Here is a 14471-nt window from a genome sequence, read left to right as displayed (position 1 = left end):
GCTGGAGACCTTGTTCAGCATATCGGACTATCCGTGGAACCGGCGGTTTTGTACGGGCGAGGTGATATCAAGGACACCAAGCGGCTGGCAACCCGCTGCAGCTGTTTTCCCGGTCAAAAAACGGCGCAAAATACGCCGCTTTGCCTAATGGTCGGTGTAGCCGAGGGCGGCGACGCTGCTGCCGTCGGACATGTCAGATGCAGATTTGGGCGATGCAGGCTCGGCGGCTGCAATCGCAGGGCCCCGCGTGGCCGGCGCTGCGGGGGGCGTGGTGCCGGCGGGCGTGCCGTTCAGCATGTTGGAGAGACCGCTGAATCCCGCCTGCGCGATCTTTCGCAGAACCATATCGTCGACGGCATTCCAGGGATCGCGGCCGCCGCGTCCGATCGGCTCTTCGCCCGACAGGCGCAGCGCGCGCTGCTGATTGCGGTCATAGACATCGAACACCCAGGCGATCACGCTCTTGCCGCCGACGACCTGCGCCGAGAGGTAGGTGCGGACGCGGTAGGCGGCCGGCGCTTCGCGCGACACGATGGCGAGGCTGCGCAGCTTGGATTCGCTGTCGAGCACGCTCACCATGCGATCGAAGATCTGCGGCGGCGGGCCGTCGATCTGTTCGAAGGCGATGGTCGCGCCGTCGGACGACGGCGCCATGGCATAGGCATTGGCGGGGCCGCCGCTGCCGCTGCTGGCGCATCCGCCCAGCATGGCTGCAGACAGGATCAGCGCGGCGGCAACGCAGGCGTGCTGCGTGGCGCGGCTGATCAGTCGAAGTGGTGTCGGCGCTCCCCTCATTGTCGGGAGCGATATCGTTAAAATCGATTAACGTCTAGGTCGCGGCTGCCACAGATCGGGACAGAACGTCGTCAGTTGTAGAGAAACGGTTAAGCAATCCCCATGCGGCCACAATGGCGCCCCGCTTCAGCCCTCGAGCATGATCGCATGCACATGCCGACCGTAGTCCGGCTCTTTCCGGTGCACCGAGCGGCGGTAACTGAAGAAGCGCTCGTCGGCATAGGTGTCGAGCCCGAGATCGTCGACCAGGAGGACGCCGGCCCTTTCCAGCCGCATCCGGATGAAGCCGCCGAGGTCGAACATCGCGTGTCCCTGGCGTTCGGCCGGCAGGAAGAAGCGCGCATGCTCGGCATCGTGGTCGACGAAGCGGGTGACGAACTCGGGCCCGACCTCGTAGCTCGATTGCCGGATCAGTGGACCGATGGCGGCGATGATCTGCCCGCGCTCGGCGCCGAGCTCCTCCATCGCCTGCAGCGTGGCTTCGAGCACGCCGGTCAGCGCGCCCTTCCAGCCGGCATGCGCGGCGCCGATCACGCGCCGCTGCGCATCGACGAACAGGATAGGTCCGCAATCCGCCGTGGTGACGCCGATCGCCAGATTGGGGGTGGCGGTGACGAGCGCATCCGCCTTCGGCCTGACGGCGCCGTCCCACGGACCGGTGGCCACCACGACATCGGGCGAATGGATCTGATGCACGCTGAGGAACTGGTGCGGCCCGACGCCGAGATGCTCCGCCATGCGGCGGCGATTTTCCCGGACGTTCTCCGGCACGTCGTTCGATCCCAGCCCGCCGTTCAGCCCGGCATAGATGCCATCGGAGACGCCGCCCTCCCGGGTGAAGAAGGCATGGCGCAGACCCGGGATCGCGGACATCACATCCGATGACACCAGCATCATGCGCCTCCGCTCGTCGCGCTCGTATGCTCGTCGCTGATTCCGGCGAGCACGGGAATTTCGGAATCGGAGATGCCGAGCACCTTGAACATCGATCCCATGCCGCTGCGGCCGCCTTCGATCAGGCGCTTCAGCCCGCTTGCAATGTCCTCGGAGACCTCGGGCGCCGCCTTCTGCATCAAGGTCAGTGCGCGCGTCTCGATGCCGAGCCGGCGCAGGAATTCGCCCTGTGTGACCGGGCCGTGGACGCGGGCGCCGACGGCGTCGGCCGTCCGCGACAGCGCGTCGAAATCGACATGCGCCGTGATGTCGGCCAGCCCCGGTGTCTTCAGGGGATCGGCGAAGCTGTGCCGCGCGATCGCCTGGAAGGTGTCGCCGACGTCGCTGCGGACATGGCCGTAGTCGATGATGACCGCTGCGCCGCGCTGCTCGCGGATGCGCTTGGCGATCGCCATCATCTCGGTGTTGGGGCGCCACTCGAAGATCGCGCCGACGGGAGCGGCGCGCACCAGCGGCGGCAGCAGATGTTCGAAGCCGGGGGTCGGATCCGGCGCCGCGCCGTAGACGAAGTTCTCCTCCTCGTCGAGCTCGACCACGCGCTCGTGCCAGCCGGTGTCCCGCCTCAGCATCTGGTGGACCGGCAGCACGTCGAAATACTCGTTGGCGAAGATGACGCTCGGCCCTTCCGGCACCTCGTCGAAGCTGTCGTGCCATGTGACATTGCGCAGGCCGGTCAGCGTCTGTTTCTGTTTGTCGCGCAGCACCGGGTTGATCTCGACCAGGTGCACCGAGATCGTCTGGTACAGCGGTGGCAGCACGCGCAACGCGCGCAATGCATCCGACATCATGGTGCCGCGGCCGGGCCCGAGCTCGATCAGCCGGAACTGCTGCGGCGAACCGGTCGCCTTCCAGATCGAGGCCGCCCACAGCCCGAGCAGCTCGCCGAACATCTGGCTTACCTCCGGCGCGGTGGTGAAGTCGCCCTCGCGCCCGAGCGGATCGCGCGCGATGTAGTAGCCGTGCTCGGGGTGCGTGAGGCACAGCTCCATGTAGCGCCAGACCGGCATCGGACCGGACGCCCTGATCAGCCGCTTGATCTCGGAGTGCAGCGCAGACAGTTCGATCACGGCTGGGCCTGCAGCGAAGGAGTGGCGTGATGGATGTCAGGCTTGCGCAGCGCCCGGGCGACCAGGATGGCGCCGACGATCAGCATCGGCACCGACAGCAGCATGCCCATGGTCATGCCGCGCCACAGGAAACCGAGTTGCGGATCCGGTTCGCGGAACAGCTCACTGATGATGCGGGCTGTGCCATACAGGCAGATGAAGCTGCCGAGGATGAAGCCGGGCCGTTTCAATGCCCCGAACCGGATCATGGCAGCCAGGATGCAGAACAGCAGCAGGCCCTCGAGGCCGGCCTCATAGAGCTGGCTCGGGTGACGCGGCAGATGGGTGGGATCGGTCGGAAAAACCATGGACCAGGGCAGATCCGGATCAGCCGCCCGGCCCCACAATTCGGGTTTGATGAAATTGGCGATGCGGCCGAGCAGCAGGCCGATCGGCGCGACCGCGGTGGTGATGTCGCCGAGCGAGAGGATCGGCAGGCCGTTGCGGCGGGCAAACCAGATCACGGCGACCACGCAGCCCATGAAGCCGCCATGGAACGACATGCCGCCGTTCCACAGCTGGAAGATATCCAGCGGGTCCTTGATGAAGTGCGGAAGGTTGTAGAACAGCACGTAGCCGGTGCGGCCGCCCACGATGATGCCGAGCGTGACCCACAGGATGAAGTCGTCCAGCTGGACCAGCGACACCGGCGCCGGGCCTCCCCACAGCCGCTCCTTCTTCAGGAGCGAGCGGGCATAGAGCCAGCCGAGCACGATGCCGCAGATATAGGCCAGCGCGTACCAGCGGACGGCGAACGGGCCGATCTGGACCGCGACCGGATCGAAGACGGGGAAGTCGACGAGGAGGGGCGTCATTCAGGGGCTTTCGTGGGCACGGCGTTCCGGCTCGGGACTCACGCGGGCGATGCGGGCTTCGAACGGGCCCGCCACATGAACAGCTGCGGCGCGCCGTCGATCTGGGCCGCTTATGCCGCACGGCGCGGCTGCCTCACAAGTACGATGACAAGGAAACCGCCGCGTGACAAGACGAGCCCATCTTGAAGCCGGCGGGCCGGATCGCCATTGTGTGATCGAGCGCGTCGCGCCAGCGGAGTTTGAGCATGACCCAGACCAACAACCGGTTTTTCGACGAGATCGGCCGCCTGATGAACGACGCGGCCGGCGCCGCCCAGGGCATGAAGCGGGAGGTCGATTCGGTCATCCGCAACCAGGCCGAAAAGATCCTGAACGACCTCGACATCGTGAAGCGCGAGGAGTTCGAGGCGGTCAAGGACATGGCCCGGCTCGCCCGCGAGGAGAACGAGGCGCTGAAGGCCCGCATCGCCGTGCTCGAGGCCAAGCTCGGCGGCGCCGCCGGCGGTCAGCCGGGGACCGGCACCGCGGACGGCTGACCCCGCGCGCGAAATACCTTCGGAGAGTTGGTGGGATGAAGGGGCCGTCGGTCCCTTCATTTCCTTGTCATTTCCCGGGTTTGCCGCTAGAACGCCGCCACGTCCGCGGCCCCCGCACCCCTGGAGGCTTGCCGAAGGACGTCCAGCAACGGGCCGCATTGCGGCCTTTAACTTTTTAAAACAAGGACTTAACACGATGGCGACCGTCAGAGAACTGAAGGCGACCGCCCGTCCGTCAGTCGGCAAGGGGGCCGCACGGGCAGAGCGTCGCGCCGGGAGAGTGCCCGGAGTGATTTATGGAGACAACCAGCCCCCGCTGCCGATCTCGGTGGACGACCGCGAACTGCGCCAGCGCATCCTGGCGGGCCGGTTTCTGACCACGATCTTCGACGTCAGCCTCGACGGCAAGAAGCATCGCGTGATCCCGCGCGACTTCCATCTCGATCCGGTCAAGGACTTCCCGATCCACGTCGACTTCATGCGGCTCGGCCAGGGCGCGACCATTCGCGTCAGCGTGCCGCTGCACGTGGTGGGCTCGGAAGGCGCGCCGGGCGTGAAGCGTGGCGGCACGGTCAACATCGTGACCCACACGCTCGACCTCGAGTGCCTGGCTGAGAACATCCCGCAGTTCATCGAGGCCGACGTCAGCGCGCTGGAAATCAACCACTCGCTGCACATCTCCGACGTCAAGCTGCCGACCGGCGTGAAGACGCTGTCGCGTGACGACGCCACCCTCGTCACCATCGTGCCGCCGTCCGGCTACGGCGAGGAGCAGAAGGCCGCCGCTGGCGCCGCCGCGGCTCCTGCTGCTGCTGCCGCTCCGGCCGCCGGTGCCAAGGCGCCCGCCGCCGCCGCGAAGGCTCCTGCTGCCGCGGCCAAGGCCCCCGAGAAGAAGAAGTAAGCCGATCCGCTGTCGGGGCGCGCGGGCTGGTCCCGCGCGTCCCGGAGCGACGGCAGGTCCCGGTGCCGCGCCATGCTGCTGTTCGTCGGTCTCGGCAATCCCGGCGCGAAATATGCGCGCAACCGGCACAATATCGGCTTCATGGCCGTGGATGAGATTTCGCGACGCCACCGCTTTGCGCCGTGGCGCCGCAGGTTTCAGGGCGAAACCTCGGAAGGCACGCTGGACAACGAGCGCGTCATCCTGCTGAAGCCCACGACTTTCATGAACGAGTCGGGCCGAGCGGTGCAGGAAGCCGCGAGCTTCTTCAAGCTCGGCATCGGCGACGTCACCGTGTTTCAGGACGAGCTGGAATTGCCCCCCGGCAAGCTGCGCGTGAAGGTCGGCGGTGGCATCGCCGGGCATAACGGGCTGCGCTCGATCTCGGCGCATCTCGGCAACGACTACCGCCGTGTCCGGCTCGGCATCGGTCATCCCGGCGTCAAGGAGCTGGTGCACGGCCACGTGCTGTCGGACTTCGCCAAGTCCGACATGCCCTGGGTCGAGGCGCTGTGCGAGGCGGTGGCCGACAATGCCGGTTTGTTGACCGGCAAGCGCGACGCCACCTTCGCCAACAAGGTGCATCTGGCGCTGCAGGCCAAAGGTTTTCTGGACAAGGGTGACGCCGGCGCCGCGTGAGGCGCGCGCGGTTGTTGCCTTGAGAGGATGCGAGACGGGTCATGGGATTCAAATGCGGGATCGTCGGGCTGCCGAACGTCGGCAAATCGACGCTGTTCAATGCGCTGACGGAGACGGCGGCCGCGCAGGCGGCGAACTATCCGTTCTGCACGATCGAGCCGAATGTCGGTGAGGTCGCCGTGCCCGATCCGCGGCTGGAGAAGCTGGCGGCGATTGCCAAGTCCGGCCAGATCATCCCGACGCGGCTGACCTTCGTCGACATCGCCGGCCTCGTGCGCGGCGCCTCGAAGGGGGAAGGGCTCGGCAACCAGTTCCTCGCCAATATCCGCGAGGTCGACGCGATCGCGCATGTCGTGCGCTGCTTCGAGGATTCCGACATCACCCATGTCGAGGGCAAGATCGCCCCGCTTGCCGACATCGAGACCATCGAGACCGAGCTGATGCTCGCTGATCTCGACAGCCTCGAAAAGCGCGTCGACAACCTCGCCAAGAAGGCCAAGGGCGGCGACAAGGACGCCAAGGAGCAGCACGATCTCGTCGCCCGCGCACTGGTGCTGCTGCGCGACGGCAAGCCGGCGCGGCTCCTGGAGCGCAAGCCGGAGGAGGAGCGCGCCTTCGGCATGCTCGGCCTCCTGAGCTCGAAGCCGGTGCTCTATGTGTGCAATGTCGAGGAAGGCTCGGCGAAGGACGGCAACAGCTTCTCGCAGGCGGTGTTTGCCCGCGCCAAGGAAGAGGGCGCGATCGCGGTGGTGATCTCCGCCAAGATCGAATCGGAGATCGCGACGTTGTCGCGTGAGGAGCGGGTGGATTTCCTCGAGACGCTCGGCCTCGAAGAGGCCGGCCTCGATCGGCTGATCCGCGCCGGCTATCAGCTGCTCGACCTGATCACCTATTTTACCGTCGGTCCGAAGGAAGCCCGTGCCTGGACCATCCATCGCGGCACCAAGGCTCCGGCGGCCGCCGGCGTGATCCACACCGACTTCGAGAAGGGCTTCATCCGCGCCGAGACCATCGCCTATGCCGACTACGTCGCACTCGGCGGCGAGGCCGGGGCGCGCGAGGGCGGCAAGCTCCGGCTCGAGGGCAAGGAGTATGTCGTCGCCGATGGCGACGTGATGCACTTCCGCTTCAACAACTGATGCGATGGTGTGGGGCGGTTACATCCGCCCCTGTTCGCGGATCGCGCCGAGATGCTCGTTGATGCGGAAGACGATCAGCACGAACTCGGCGATGATGCGCGAGAACACCATGCCGACGATGATGCCGGCGAGCGAGGACAGCAGCATCAGGAAACCGCCGAACGGACTGATCGCCATCTCCGATAGTCCCTGGAAGATGCCGCGGATGCCCGAGAGAATGATGAGCGCGACCACGAGCCAATAGAACGTCTTGATGATGGTGGGCGTGATGAAACGGTCCCACTGGAACAAATCGCGAAATTCCAACATCCTGATCCCCCAGCAAATTCCGAATCGCAGGCAAATCGTCTTTAAGTGGTGCTCTGGTCTTACGCCAGATGACGAACAGGCGCGCCGACCTCGTTCTCGGCTTTTGCAGCCGTCAGAATGAGATCAGCGACCGCAACGGGCAGCCATGCGAGGGCCCCAGTTGTGATTGCCGCAAAGTGCGGCCACAATCAGGCTTCTGCAGCCATTCCCGGTGGTCATGACCCTCAGCTTCGAAGATTTTCCGCAAGGCCATTTCGGCAGTTTCGGCCCCCGCCACGTCACCCGCGACGAAATCATTGCCTTCGCATCCGAATTCGATCCGCAGCCGATGCATCTGGACGAGCAGGCTGCCTTGCAGTCGATGCTCAAGGGCCTCTCCGGGTCGGGCTGGCATCTCTGTTCGCTGATGATGCGCATGATGTTCGACGGCTTCATCGGTCGCACCGCCTCGCTCGGCTCACCGGGGGTCAACGAGGTCCGATGGCTGTCGCCGCTGCGCCCCGATGATGAGCTCATGCTCGATGTCGAAGTCGTCGAAGCGCGCGAATCGCGCAGTCGGCCGTCGACCGGAATCGTGACGTTCAAATGCAGCGTGCGCAACAAGGCCGGCCAACGGCTTTGCGAGATGGTGTCCCCGATCATCGTCGAGCGGCGCGCCGGCGGGCAGGTGAGCTGATGCGGTTCTTCGAGGATCTTCAGGTCGGCCAGCGCCGCGAGCTCGGCTGCTACACATTCACGGCCGACGAGATCAAACGCTTCGCCCGGCAATTCGATCCGCAGCGCTTTCATCTCGACGAGGAGGAAGGCCGCAACTCGCTGTTCGGCGGGCTCGCTGCTTCGGGCTGGCACGTCGGTTCGGTCTGCATGAAGCTGATCGTCGCCGACAATCAACGGCTCGCGGAGATCGCGCGCTCGCGCGGAGAGCCGGTCGTGCTCGGCGGACCGTCGCCGGGCTTCCGGGAGCTGCGCTGGCTGAAGCCGGTGCTCGCCGGCGATACAATTACCTTCTCCAGCGAAATTGATTCGCTGCGCGCATCGGCGTCGCGACCGCAATGGGGCCTGCTGCAGGCGCGCAATACCGGCGTCAATCAGCGCGGCGAACTGGTGTTCTCGGTGCTTGCGTCGGCCTTTGTGCCACGACGGAACAATGGTTGAGGCGAAAAGGTCACGCTGCGTAGGATTGTCTTTGCGGAACGAACTTCCCGCTAACGCATTTTGAACCCGGACTCTATAAGACAGCCCATCAGGGATCAGGATGTGGGGGATGAGTATGGCAGATCGCAGTGGTCTGAAACTCCTCGGCTTTATCTTTGCCAGTGTGACGCTTGCGGTGATGCTCGCGACCGGAATGGTCGTGAAGGGCTACGCCGACGGCTCGTATTCGCTTGAGAGCTCTGCTTCCATCAGCGAGTGACGGTTTAACTGTTCGTTAACGAAGGCGGGCAGCGCGGGCGCTGCTCGAGCGGGTCTAGCGGCTCCAGATGAGCACCATGACCGCGATGGCAATCACCAGCAATCCCAAGAAGCGGACCATGATGGTCCCCACCCGCTGAGGCTCCTGCCTGAGCGGAATCGGATCGGTGTTCTCAGGTCTAATCGTTTCCATCAAAATGACAGCCCCTGACGCTACGGGCCCGTGAGGAAACGGGCACGTGTTGGTCGCGGGGACGCCGCAACGCGTTCAAAAATGCAGCGCTGGAAAGGCGAAACCGCCGCGCGGTGTCATCGCGCGACGGCTTCGGAATGCGTCCGGCAAACGAGATCAGTTGTTGCGAAGCCCGTCGGCGGCGCGCTTCCACTGCGTCACGTTCTCGGCGATCGCCCGGGTCGACTTCATCGCCGCCTGGCTCAGCTGGGCATAGCTCGCGATCTCGCGCTGCACGCGCTGACCCTCGGCATGCAGCAGCTCCCGCAGGTTCTCTAGCTCGCCGATCAGGTTCTCGATCTCCGACAGCGAGGTGCCGGCGACACGCTGAATCAGCGTGGTGACGCTGTTCACGGCCGCATCGGCATCGATGACGGCCTCGGCCGTGGCGGTCGCGTTGGGGCGGCGCAGATAGGCGATGTCATTGCGGACGAAATCACGAATGCCGGCTTCGACCTCGGAGACTGCGGCGAGATCTGGATCCAGCTCGGTTTCAGTTCCTTCGATCTTGTCCGGACGAATAGCATTCATCGGCTCATTCCTCATTTCGCGTTCATATGAGCGCGGTGTCCCCGCACGACGAAATTCTCAAAGCCTATCAGTGCGGCGAAATTGGGCCGCAACGCGGCGAAGCTGCGGCGACCGTTCGATCATTCGTGGCGGGCCGCCGCAATCCTTAAGCTTCACCAGCTGCGTTTGAAGCCGGCCGAGATGCTCTTGCTGGTGCCGCCCTGCGCCGTTTCGCCGATCGCACCGGATACGCTGAGACCATCGGACAGCTTCTGCTCGGCTCCGACCTTGCGCAGCCATTTCTCCTCGCTCGACGACATCGTCTGACCCGCGGTGACGCTCGTGCCGGTATCCTTGACCGAAAGCTTCGCCGATTGCTCGGTGTCGAAGCTGCGGCTGGTGCGGCTCGTCCCGCCGGGGAGCGGCACCATGCCTTGTTGCGTGACGTTGTAGCCGTTCTGCAAAGTCAGATTGTAATGATCGAGCGGCACGGCCTTGGTGATGGTGGTGCCGAGCCGGCCCTGGTCGGAGCCGGGATCGACGCGAGCCTCGATCGCGGTCGTGTCCCAGATCGTGCCGGCGCCGGGCGCGGTGACTGCGGCCCAGGCCGAGCCGCCGGATTGTGGCGTGCTGCCGCCGTTCTCGGCCTTCTCCGCCAGCAGTTCGGACATCGTCGTGGGCTGCCGCGTAACCGTCATGTCGGCGCCGACCCGTGCATCCCAGAACGGCGACACCGACTGCTTGACCGAGACGCCGGACGCGGCGCTGCCCTTGTTCTGGTTGGACCAGTCGAGCGCCGCCTTCTCGGCGGCTGCCCTGCGCTTCGCCGCCGCCGCTTCGGGGCGATCGAGAAAGGTTGTCTCGTCGATCGCAAGCTGGCTCCAGTCGAGCTTGTCGACATCGATGCCCTTCATCGGATCGGCCGCGGATGCCTGCGCCTCCGCCTCATCCTCATCGCCGTCCTGTGGCGCGATCTGTTGCCACGGGGTCGATTGCGTCGGCTGCGGCGCCTGCATCAACGTCTGGGCTTGCGCCGCGGAGACAAGGCAACCGAGGCTGGCCGTGAAAACCGCCAGCACGCAACCATACGATGTCATGAGAGCAACCCCCGCCGCCCGAACCTGCCGGTCGAAATATGGTGGAATCTTGGCGCGAAATTATGACCGCGCCAATCACGATGTGTTGGGTTGTCGCGATCCGATCCACAGCCCCGCGGGCCCGCGGGCATCATCCGGCCATCATGCGACGTTGCCGATCCGCGGCAGGTTGATCGGACGGCCCAGTGTCTGCTCCACCAGATCGAACGTGTCGATCAGGATCCGCAACCGCGCCAGCTTGCCGCCGCGGAACTGCATGAACTGCGCCAGCCGGGCGGTGATTGGCTTGTCGGAATCCTGCGCCGTCATCGCGCAGCGGACCATCGTGGCGGCGCCGCTCTCGTCCAGCATCAGCGTCTCGCGCTCCAGCCTGCGGATATGCACGGCATTCCCGATCTGCCGGATCGCTTCGAGCACCGCGGCCTTGCCGTGGCGCGCGCCGAGAAACGGGAACATGTCGATCGGGCCGTAGATGGCCCAGTCCACGTCGTCGTCGAGCAACTCGGCGAGCGCGTCGAAATGGTGGTCGTTGATCGCGCGATGCAAGGCTCGCGACAGACGCCAGAGGCTGTGCTCGGTCATGTCCGGTGATCCCTGATCTGGCTCGCAAGATGACGCATCAGCCGTCAGGCCACGCCACCGATGCCGAATCTCGGCCGCTGGCCGCGGGGTTGCAATCTCAGCGCACCTCTCTCAGCACGTGCCGCCGGGCGACGGCGACCTCGTGCTCGCGAAAGGCCGCCATGCCGAACAGGGTGGCGCCGGCGAGGCCGCCGACCAGGGCGCCCAGCGGCATGAAGGTGAAGAACACGAGCATGCCCGCATAGCCCTCGAATTCGCTGGTGTTGCACAGCTCTATCCAGGCCAGCCCGATCCCGATCCCGATCGTGGCGCCGCCGACGACCCCCATCACCAGACCTGCCATCGCCAGGAATGCAATCTTCATATCGCCATGCCCCGCATGCCACCCGGAAATGGGTTCGGGGCGTCGAAGCGAGGTTCAAAGCAGGACGGCCGAATTCGGTGACGTTTCCGTGATCAGCCCCCTGGCGGGCAACGCTTGCTGCGTCAGCGGGGAGAGTCGGCGATCAGCAGCCGGCTGAGGTCGCATTCGAGCACCTGCTGCACCAGGTCGAACGTGTCCATGATTTCCCTGATCCGGCAGATGCGGCCGTCGCGCAGGGTATAGAAGGCTGCGAGGTCATATTGCACGATGCGGTCATTGTCGCGCTTGCGCAGGAAGACGCGGAGGTCGGCGGCGACCTGATCCCCCTCGCAGATCATCACCTTGATCTCGTGCCTGACTTCGGCATAGCGATTTCGGGTCGTTTCCCACATCTGCCGCACCTCCGCCTTGCCGGAGCGGCGGCCGAGATGCGGGAAGATGTCGATCGGCGCCGAGGCGAAGTGCTCGACGTCGTCGCTGCAGCTGGCCAGCACGGCGTCGAAATCGCCGGCGGCGTGGGCCTCGAGCAGCTTGCGCACCCGCTGCTTGTTGATGTGCTCGATCATCCTGTCTCCACTGACTGGAATGCCCGCGTCGGCTCTGACCTTGTTGGAGAGGTCGGCGCACCGCCGTCAATCACCTGTGGGAGTGCCGGCTGGTACAATACATCGGCAGGGTGAATGGAATCTTGGCGGCGGATCGCGCCGCTGTCCGAGCCTTTGGTCACCGCTTCGGGCCATGAGGTTCGCATCGCGCCGATGCGGGAACCGCACCGCCGCGCCGACGTTACTCGGCAACATCCATTTCGGAGTCTCATCATGAAGACCATGATCGCCGTTTCCGTCGCAGCGCTCACGCTGCTTTCCACGCAGGCCGCCGAGGCCAAGGGCTGCATCAAGGGCGCCATCGTCGGCGGCGTTGCCGGTCACTATGCCGGTCATCACGGCATGCTCGGCGCCGCCGCGGGCTGCCTCTATGGACGTCACCGCGCCAAGCAGGAGGATCGCCGGGAGCAGCAGACCCAGGTGAACGGCCAGGGCCGGATGTAGTCGAACCCGGCGTCGCCTGCTCTTGACGCGACCTCACGTCAGCCGGCCGCGACGCGGCCCGGCGTGATGGGGCTCACGGTCACCGCAGCCGCCGCCAGCTACACGGATGCGGTCTGGTCCTCGCCGAGGACCGCCGCAACCGGATGTCCCCGTCATGCTCGCCGTATCCTCCCCCAGCACATCGACGCCGAAGCCGGCGTCTCTTAACCTGCTCGAAGGCATGGCGCTGACCGCGCTGTTCCAGGCCATTCCGACCTATGCCGGGGCCGCGCTGATCCTGAAGCTCGCGCACAGCACCGCGCTGCGGCCCGGCATCCTGGGCTTCGTGATATCGGCGACCGTCATCCACGTGCTGATGGTCTCGGCGGCCGGTCCGCGCTTTCAGCGCCTGCTCAAGCAGGCCTATGCCGCCGTGTTCTACGACGCGACGCTAGGCTTCGCCGACAAGGTGCTGCGCTGGCGCACGCAGCCGGAAACATCGCTGCAGCTCTTGAGCACGACCGTCATGCTCGCGCTGCTCTCGGTGGCCGCGCTCGCGATGGGCTGAGACGCGCATCTCGCGCAACACCCACCGCCGTCGTCCCACAGCTTGTCCGGGACGACACGTGGAAAGAGACTGCTTCACATCTCAAACAGCACGCGACACGCCATCTCGATCTCGCGGCGCGACGCGCCCGAGGTCTGCTCTTAGTTGGTCCCTCGCAAACAGTGCAGAGGGCGCAGGGAATGCCGGGTGAGGGCCTCACCCATGGCCCGCCTGCAGAAAGAAATGCAGGCGGCAGTACCACAGGCAAAGCCGAACACGCCGGCATTCCCTGCGCGATGGGTTTCACGCTTATACGCAGTCTCCCTGGTGCGCCGGGCTTGTTGGCCACCATTGCGCATGATGCTTACGCATCAGCGCGTGATACCAGCGTCGGGGTATCAGGACCCTGCGACTTCACGTCCGCGCCGAGCCGTTCGTCGGCACGCTGGATCAGCATGCTGCGGCTCCATCGCGGCCATCGCATCCCCACCTCGCGTGTCGTGACGATCGCGCGCAACGCCCCTCTGCGGTGAGGCGGGATGCGCGGAGATAATCATGATTTCCGAAAATACGCAAGATGTTTATTTTTATCAGAAGTTCGCTGAGGATAATGATCACCTCGGGTGCAGGAATTTCGTTGCACGAGTGGTGTGCTCCTCTGTCTCCACGTCGTCATGGCCGGGCTTGTCCCGGCCATCCACGTCGTTCAGTACGCCGAGAACCACGTGGATGCCCGGGCCTTCGCCGCGCCGAAGCGGCTTCGGCCGCGCAGGCGGGACGAGCGCGGGCATGGCGGAGTAACTAACTGTCAGGACTGTTTCGTTGCGACAGTTCGTCTCTCTGTATGTGATCGCCCTGCCGCAAAGGGCGGGGAGAGGTGGCGCCGTCCGCAGCGTGCCCGAGTGCCTCGGCGGCCAGACGGGGCCTATCCTCGTACACTGACCTCACTGACCGAAAAATCCAGGAGCAGGCGCGTCAGCAATAGGTGTTCTTACACCGCCGTCGAAGCCGCCATGCCGCTGATGTAAACAGCAAGCTTACGCTTTCGTTCTATTTGTCGCGCGGCGGCGCACGCTCCTTTGCGCGCTTCGCTGCTACTTTCCTAGGAAGCCGTCGATAACGAGATCGCCGGAGCGCAGCCCGTCCGCGTTGGGGGCAAAGGACCTGGACATGAAGGGACGGATGATACCCCAGGCCTCGGTCGCATCGGCTGAGCACGACGAGTTCAAGAGGATGTTTTCTCTCCTCGTCGCGCTGGTCACGGCCGCGTTCACCGCGCTGTTCGACCTTTCGGCGGTGTTCGGCCTGTTCTGGCTGTCGCCTGTCATCTTCACGGCCAATCTCGTCAGCATGTCCGTCAGCATCGCCACGGCGACGCTGCTGCACGTCCGACCGCAATAGTCGAAGGCGCTCGCATGGGTCGCCGCGGGCAACGCCTATCTGCTGTTCCTGATCGCGCTCTACA

Annotated in this window: 20 protein-coding genes; 10 read left to right on the top strand and 10 right to left on the bottom strand. The window is 65.2% G+C overall.

The window, feature by feature from the left end; genetic code table 11:
• Positions 1-144: 144 nt before the first annotated feature.
• From ACQR1I_RS25985 to lgt, 4 genes are all read right to left on the bottom strand, one after another.
• Positions 145-795: a hypothetical protein gene (locus ACQR1I_RS25985; protein WP_434869430.1), complete on the bottom strand. Its 651-nt coding sequence runs from the start codon at positions 793-795 to the stop codon at positions 145-147.
• Positions 796-921: 126 nt separating this feature from the next.
• Positions 922-1668 carry a peptidoglycan editing factor PgeF gene (gene pgeF, locus ACQR1I_RS25980; RefSeq protein WP_434869554.1) on the bottom strand — a complete coding sequence of 249 codons (747 nt, stop codon included), beginning with the start codon at positions 1666-1668 and terminating at the stop codon, positions 922-924.
• Between the two features lie 20 nt (positions 1669-1688).
• A complete protein-coding gene (locus ACQR1I_RS25975) occupies positions 1689-2816 on the bottom strand; it encodes a class I SAM-dependent methyltransferase (RefSeq protein ID WP_434869431.1) in 1128 nt (375 codons plus the stop codon).
• Positions 2813-3670 carry a prolipoprotein diacylglyceryl transferase gene (gene lgt / locus ACQR1I_RS25970; RefSeq protein WP_434869432.1) on the bottom strand — a complete coding sequence of 286 codons (858 nt, stop codon included), beginning with the start codon at positions 3668-3670 and terminating at the stop codon, positions 2813-2815. The genes ACQR1I_RS25975 and lgt overlap by 4 nt, the downstream gene beginning before the upstream one ends.
• 245 nt (positions 3671-3915) lie before the next feature.
• Here lgt and ACQR1I_RS25965 point away from each other — a divergent pair, with 245 nt between their 5' ends.
• The 4 genes from ACQR1I_RS25965 (at position 3916) to ychF (ending at position 6924) form a co-directional block, all read left to right on the top strand.
• Entirely contained in the window at positions 3916-4206 is a 291-nt protein-coding gene (locus tag ACQR1I_RS25965; protein ID WP_434869433.1) for an accessory factor UbiK family protein, read from the top strand.
• Positions 4207-4402: 196 nt separating this feature from the next.
• Positions 4403-5107: a 50S ribosomal protein L25/general stress protein Ctc gene (locus tag ACQR1I_RS25960; protein WP_434869434.1), complete on the top strand. Its 705-nt coding sequence runs from the start codon at positions 4403-4405 to the stop codon at positions 5105-5107.
• 72 nt (positions 5108-5179) lie between these two features.
• The gene (gene pth, locus ACQR1I_RS25955) at positions 5180-5785 is read left to right on the top strand and encodes an aminoacyl-tRNA hydrolase (protein WP_434869435.1); all 606 of its coding nucleotides are present in this window, start codon (positions 5180-5182) and stop codon (positions 5783-5785) included.
• Between the two features lie 41 nt (positions 5786-5826).
• A complete protein-coding gene (ychF, locus tag ACQR1I_RS25950; RefSeq protein ID WP_434869436.1) occupies positions 5827-6924 on the top strand; it encodes a redox-regulated ATPase YchF in 1098 nt (365 codons plus the stop codon).
• Between the two features lie 18 nt (positions 6925-6942).
• On the opposite strand, the gene ACQR1I_RS25945 is transcribed toward ychF, so the two are convergent.
• On the bottom strand, positions 6943-7233 hold the full coding sequence (locus ACQR1I_RS25945; protein WP_434869437.1) for a DUF4282 domain-containing protein: 291 nt from the start codon (positions 7231-7233) through the stop codon (positions 6943-6945).
• Positions 7234-7450: 217 nt separating this feature from the next.
• Between ACQR1I_RS25945 and ACQR1I_RS25940 the strand changes: the two genes are divergently transcribed.
• The 3 genes from ACQR1I_RS25940 to ACQR1I_RS25930 all read left to right on the top strand — a co-directional run bounded on the left by ACQR1I_RS25940 (position 7451) and on the right by ACQR1I_RS25930 (position 8647).
• Entirely contained in the window at positions 7451-7909 is a 459-nt protein-coding gene (locus ACQR1I_RS25940) for a MaoC family dehydratase (protein ID WP_434869438.1), read from the top strand.
• Complete coding sequence (locus ACQR1I_RS25935; protein WP_434869439.1) at positions 7909-8388, top strand: MaoC family dehydratase; 480 nt, start codon at positions 7909-7911, stop codon at positions 8386-8388. Before ACQR1I_RS25940 ends, ACQR1I_RS25935 begins: the two co-directional genes overlap by 1 nt.
• Positions 8389-8497: 109 nt before the next feature.
• The gene (locus ACQR1I_RS25930; RefSeq protein WP_434869561.1) at positions 8498-8647 is read left to right on the top strand and encodes a hypothetical protein; all 150 of its coding nucleotides are present in this window, start codon (positions 8498-8500) and stop codon (positions 8645-8647) included.
• Between the two features lie 348 nt (positions 8648-8995).
• On the opposite strand, the gene ACQR1I_RS25925 is transcribed toward ACQR1I_RS25930, so the two are convergent.
• The 5 genes from ACQR1I_RS25925 to ACQR1I_RS25905 all read right to left on the bottom strand — a co-directional run bounded on the left by ACQR1I_RS25925 (position 8996) and on the right by ACQR1I_RS25905 (position 11997).
• Entirely contained in the window at positions 8996-9409 is a 414-nt protein-coding gene (locus ACQR1I_RS25925) for a hypothetical protein (protein WP_434869440.1), read from the bottom strand.
• A 152-nt stretch (positions 9410-9561) separates the two neighbouring features.
• Entirely contained in the window at positions 9562-10485 is a 924-nt protein-coding gene (locus ACQR1I_RS25920) for a hypothetical protein (RefSeq protein WP_434869441.1), read from the bottom strand.
• A 141-nt stretch (positions 10486-10626) separates the two neighbouring features.
• Complete coding sequence (locus ACQR1I_RS25915; protein WP_434869442.1) at positions 10627-11067, bottom strand: nuclear transport factor 2 family protein; 441 nt, start codon at positions 11065-11067, stop codon at positions 10627-10629.
• A 97-nt stretch (positions 11068-11164) separates the two neighbouring features.
• The gene (locus ACQR1I_RS25910) at positions 11165-11431 is read right to left on the bottom strand and encodes a hypothetical protein (protein WP_434869443.1); all 267 of its coding nucleotides are present in this window, start codon (positions 11429-11431) and stop codon (positions 11165-11167) included.
• A 122-nt stretch (positions 11432-11553) separates the two neighbouring features.
• Complete coding sequence (locus ACQR1I_RS25905; RefSeq protein WP_434869444.1) at positions 11554-11997, bottom strand: nuclear transport factor 2 family protein; 444 nt, start codon at positions 11995-11997, stop codon at positions 11554-11556.
• Between the two features lie 252 nt (positions 11998-12249).
• Here ACQR1I_RS25905 and ACQR1I_RS25900 point away from each other — a divergent pair, with 252 nt between their 5' ends.
• From ACQR1I_RS25900 to ACQR1I_RS25890, 3 genes are all read left to right on the top strand, one after another.
• Complete coding sequence (locus ACQR1I_RS25900) at positions 12250-12480, top strand: hypothetical protein (protein ID WP_434869445.1); 231 nt, start codon at positions 12250-12252, stop codon at positions 12478-12480.
• Positions 12481-12634: 154 nt separating this feature from the next.
• Entirely contained in the window at positions 12635-13027 is a 393-nt protein-coding gene (locus ACQR1I_RS25895) for a hypothetical protein (RefSeq protein ID WP_434869446.1), read from the top strand.
• A gap of 1149 nt (positions 13028-14176) precedes the next feature.
• Positions 14177-14407, top strand: a complete 231-nt coding sequence (locus ACQR1I_RS25890; RefSeq protein ID WP_434869447.1) for a hypothetical protein — start codon at positions 14177-14179, stop codon at positions 14405-14407.
• Positions 14408-14471: the final 64 nt, after the last annotated feature.

This window comes from Bradyrhizobium sp. HKCCYLS2038, assembly GCF_051167655.1.
Lineage (GTDB): Bacteria > Pseudomonadota > Alphaproteobacteria > Rhizobiales > Xanthobacteraceae > Bradyrhizobium.
The sequence above is the reverse complement of the archived record's forward strand: the minus strand, read 5'-3'. Positions and strand labels throughout refer to the sequence as shown.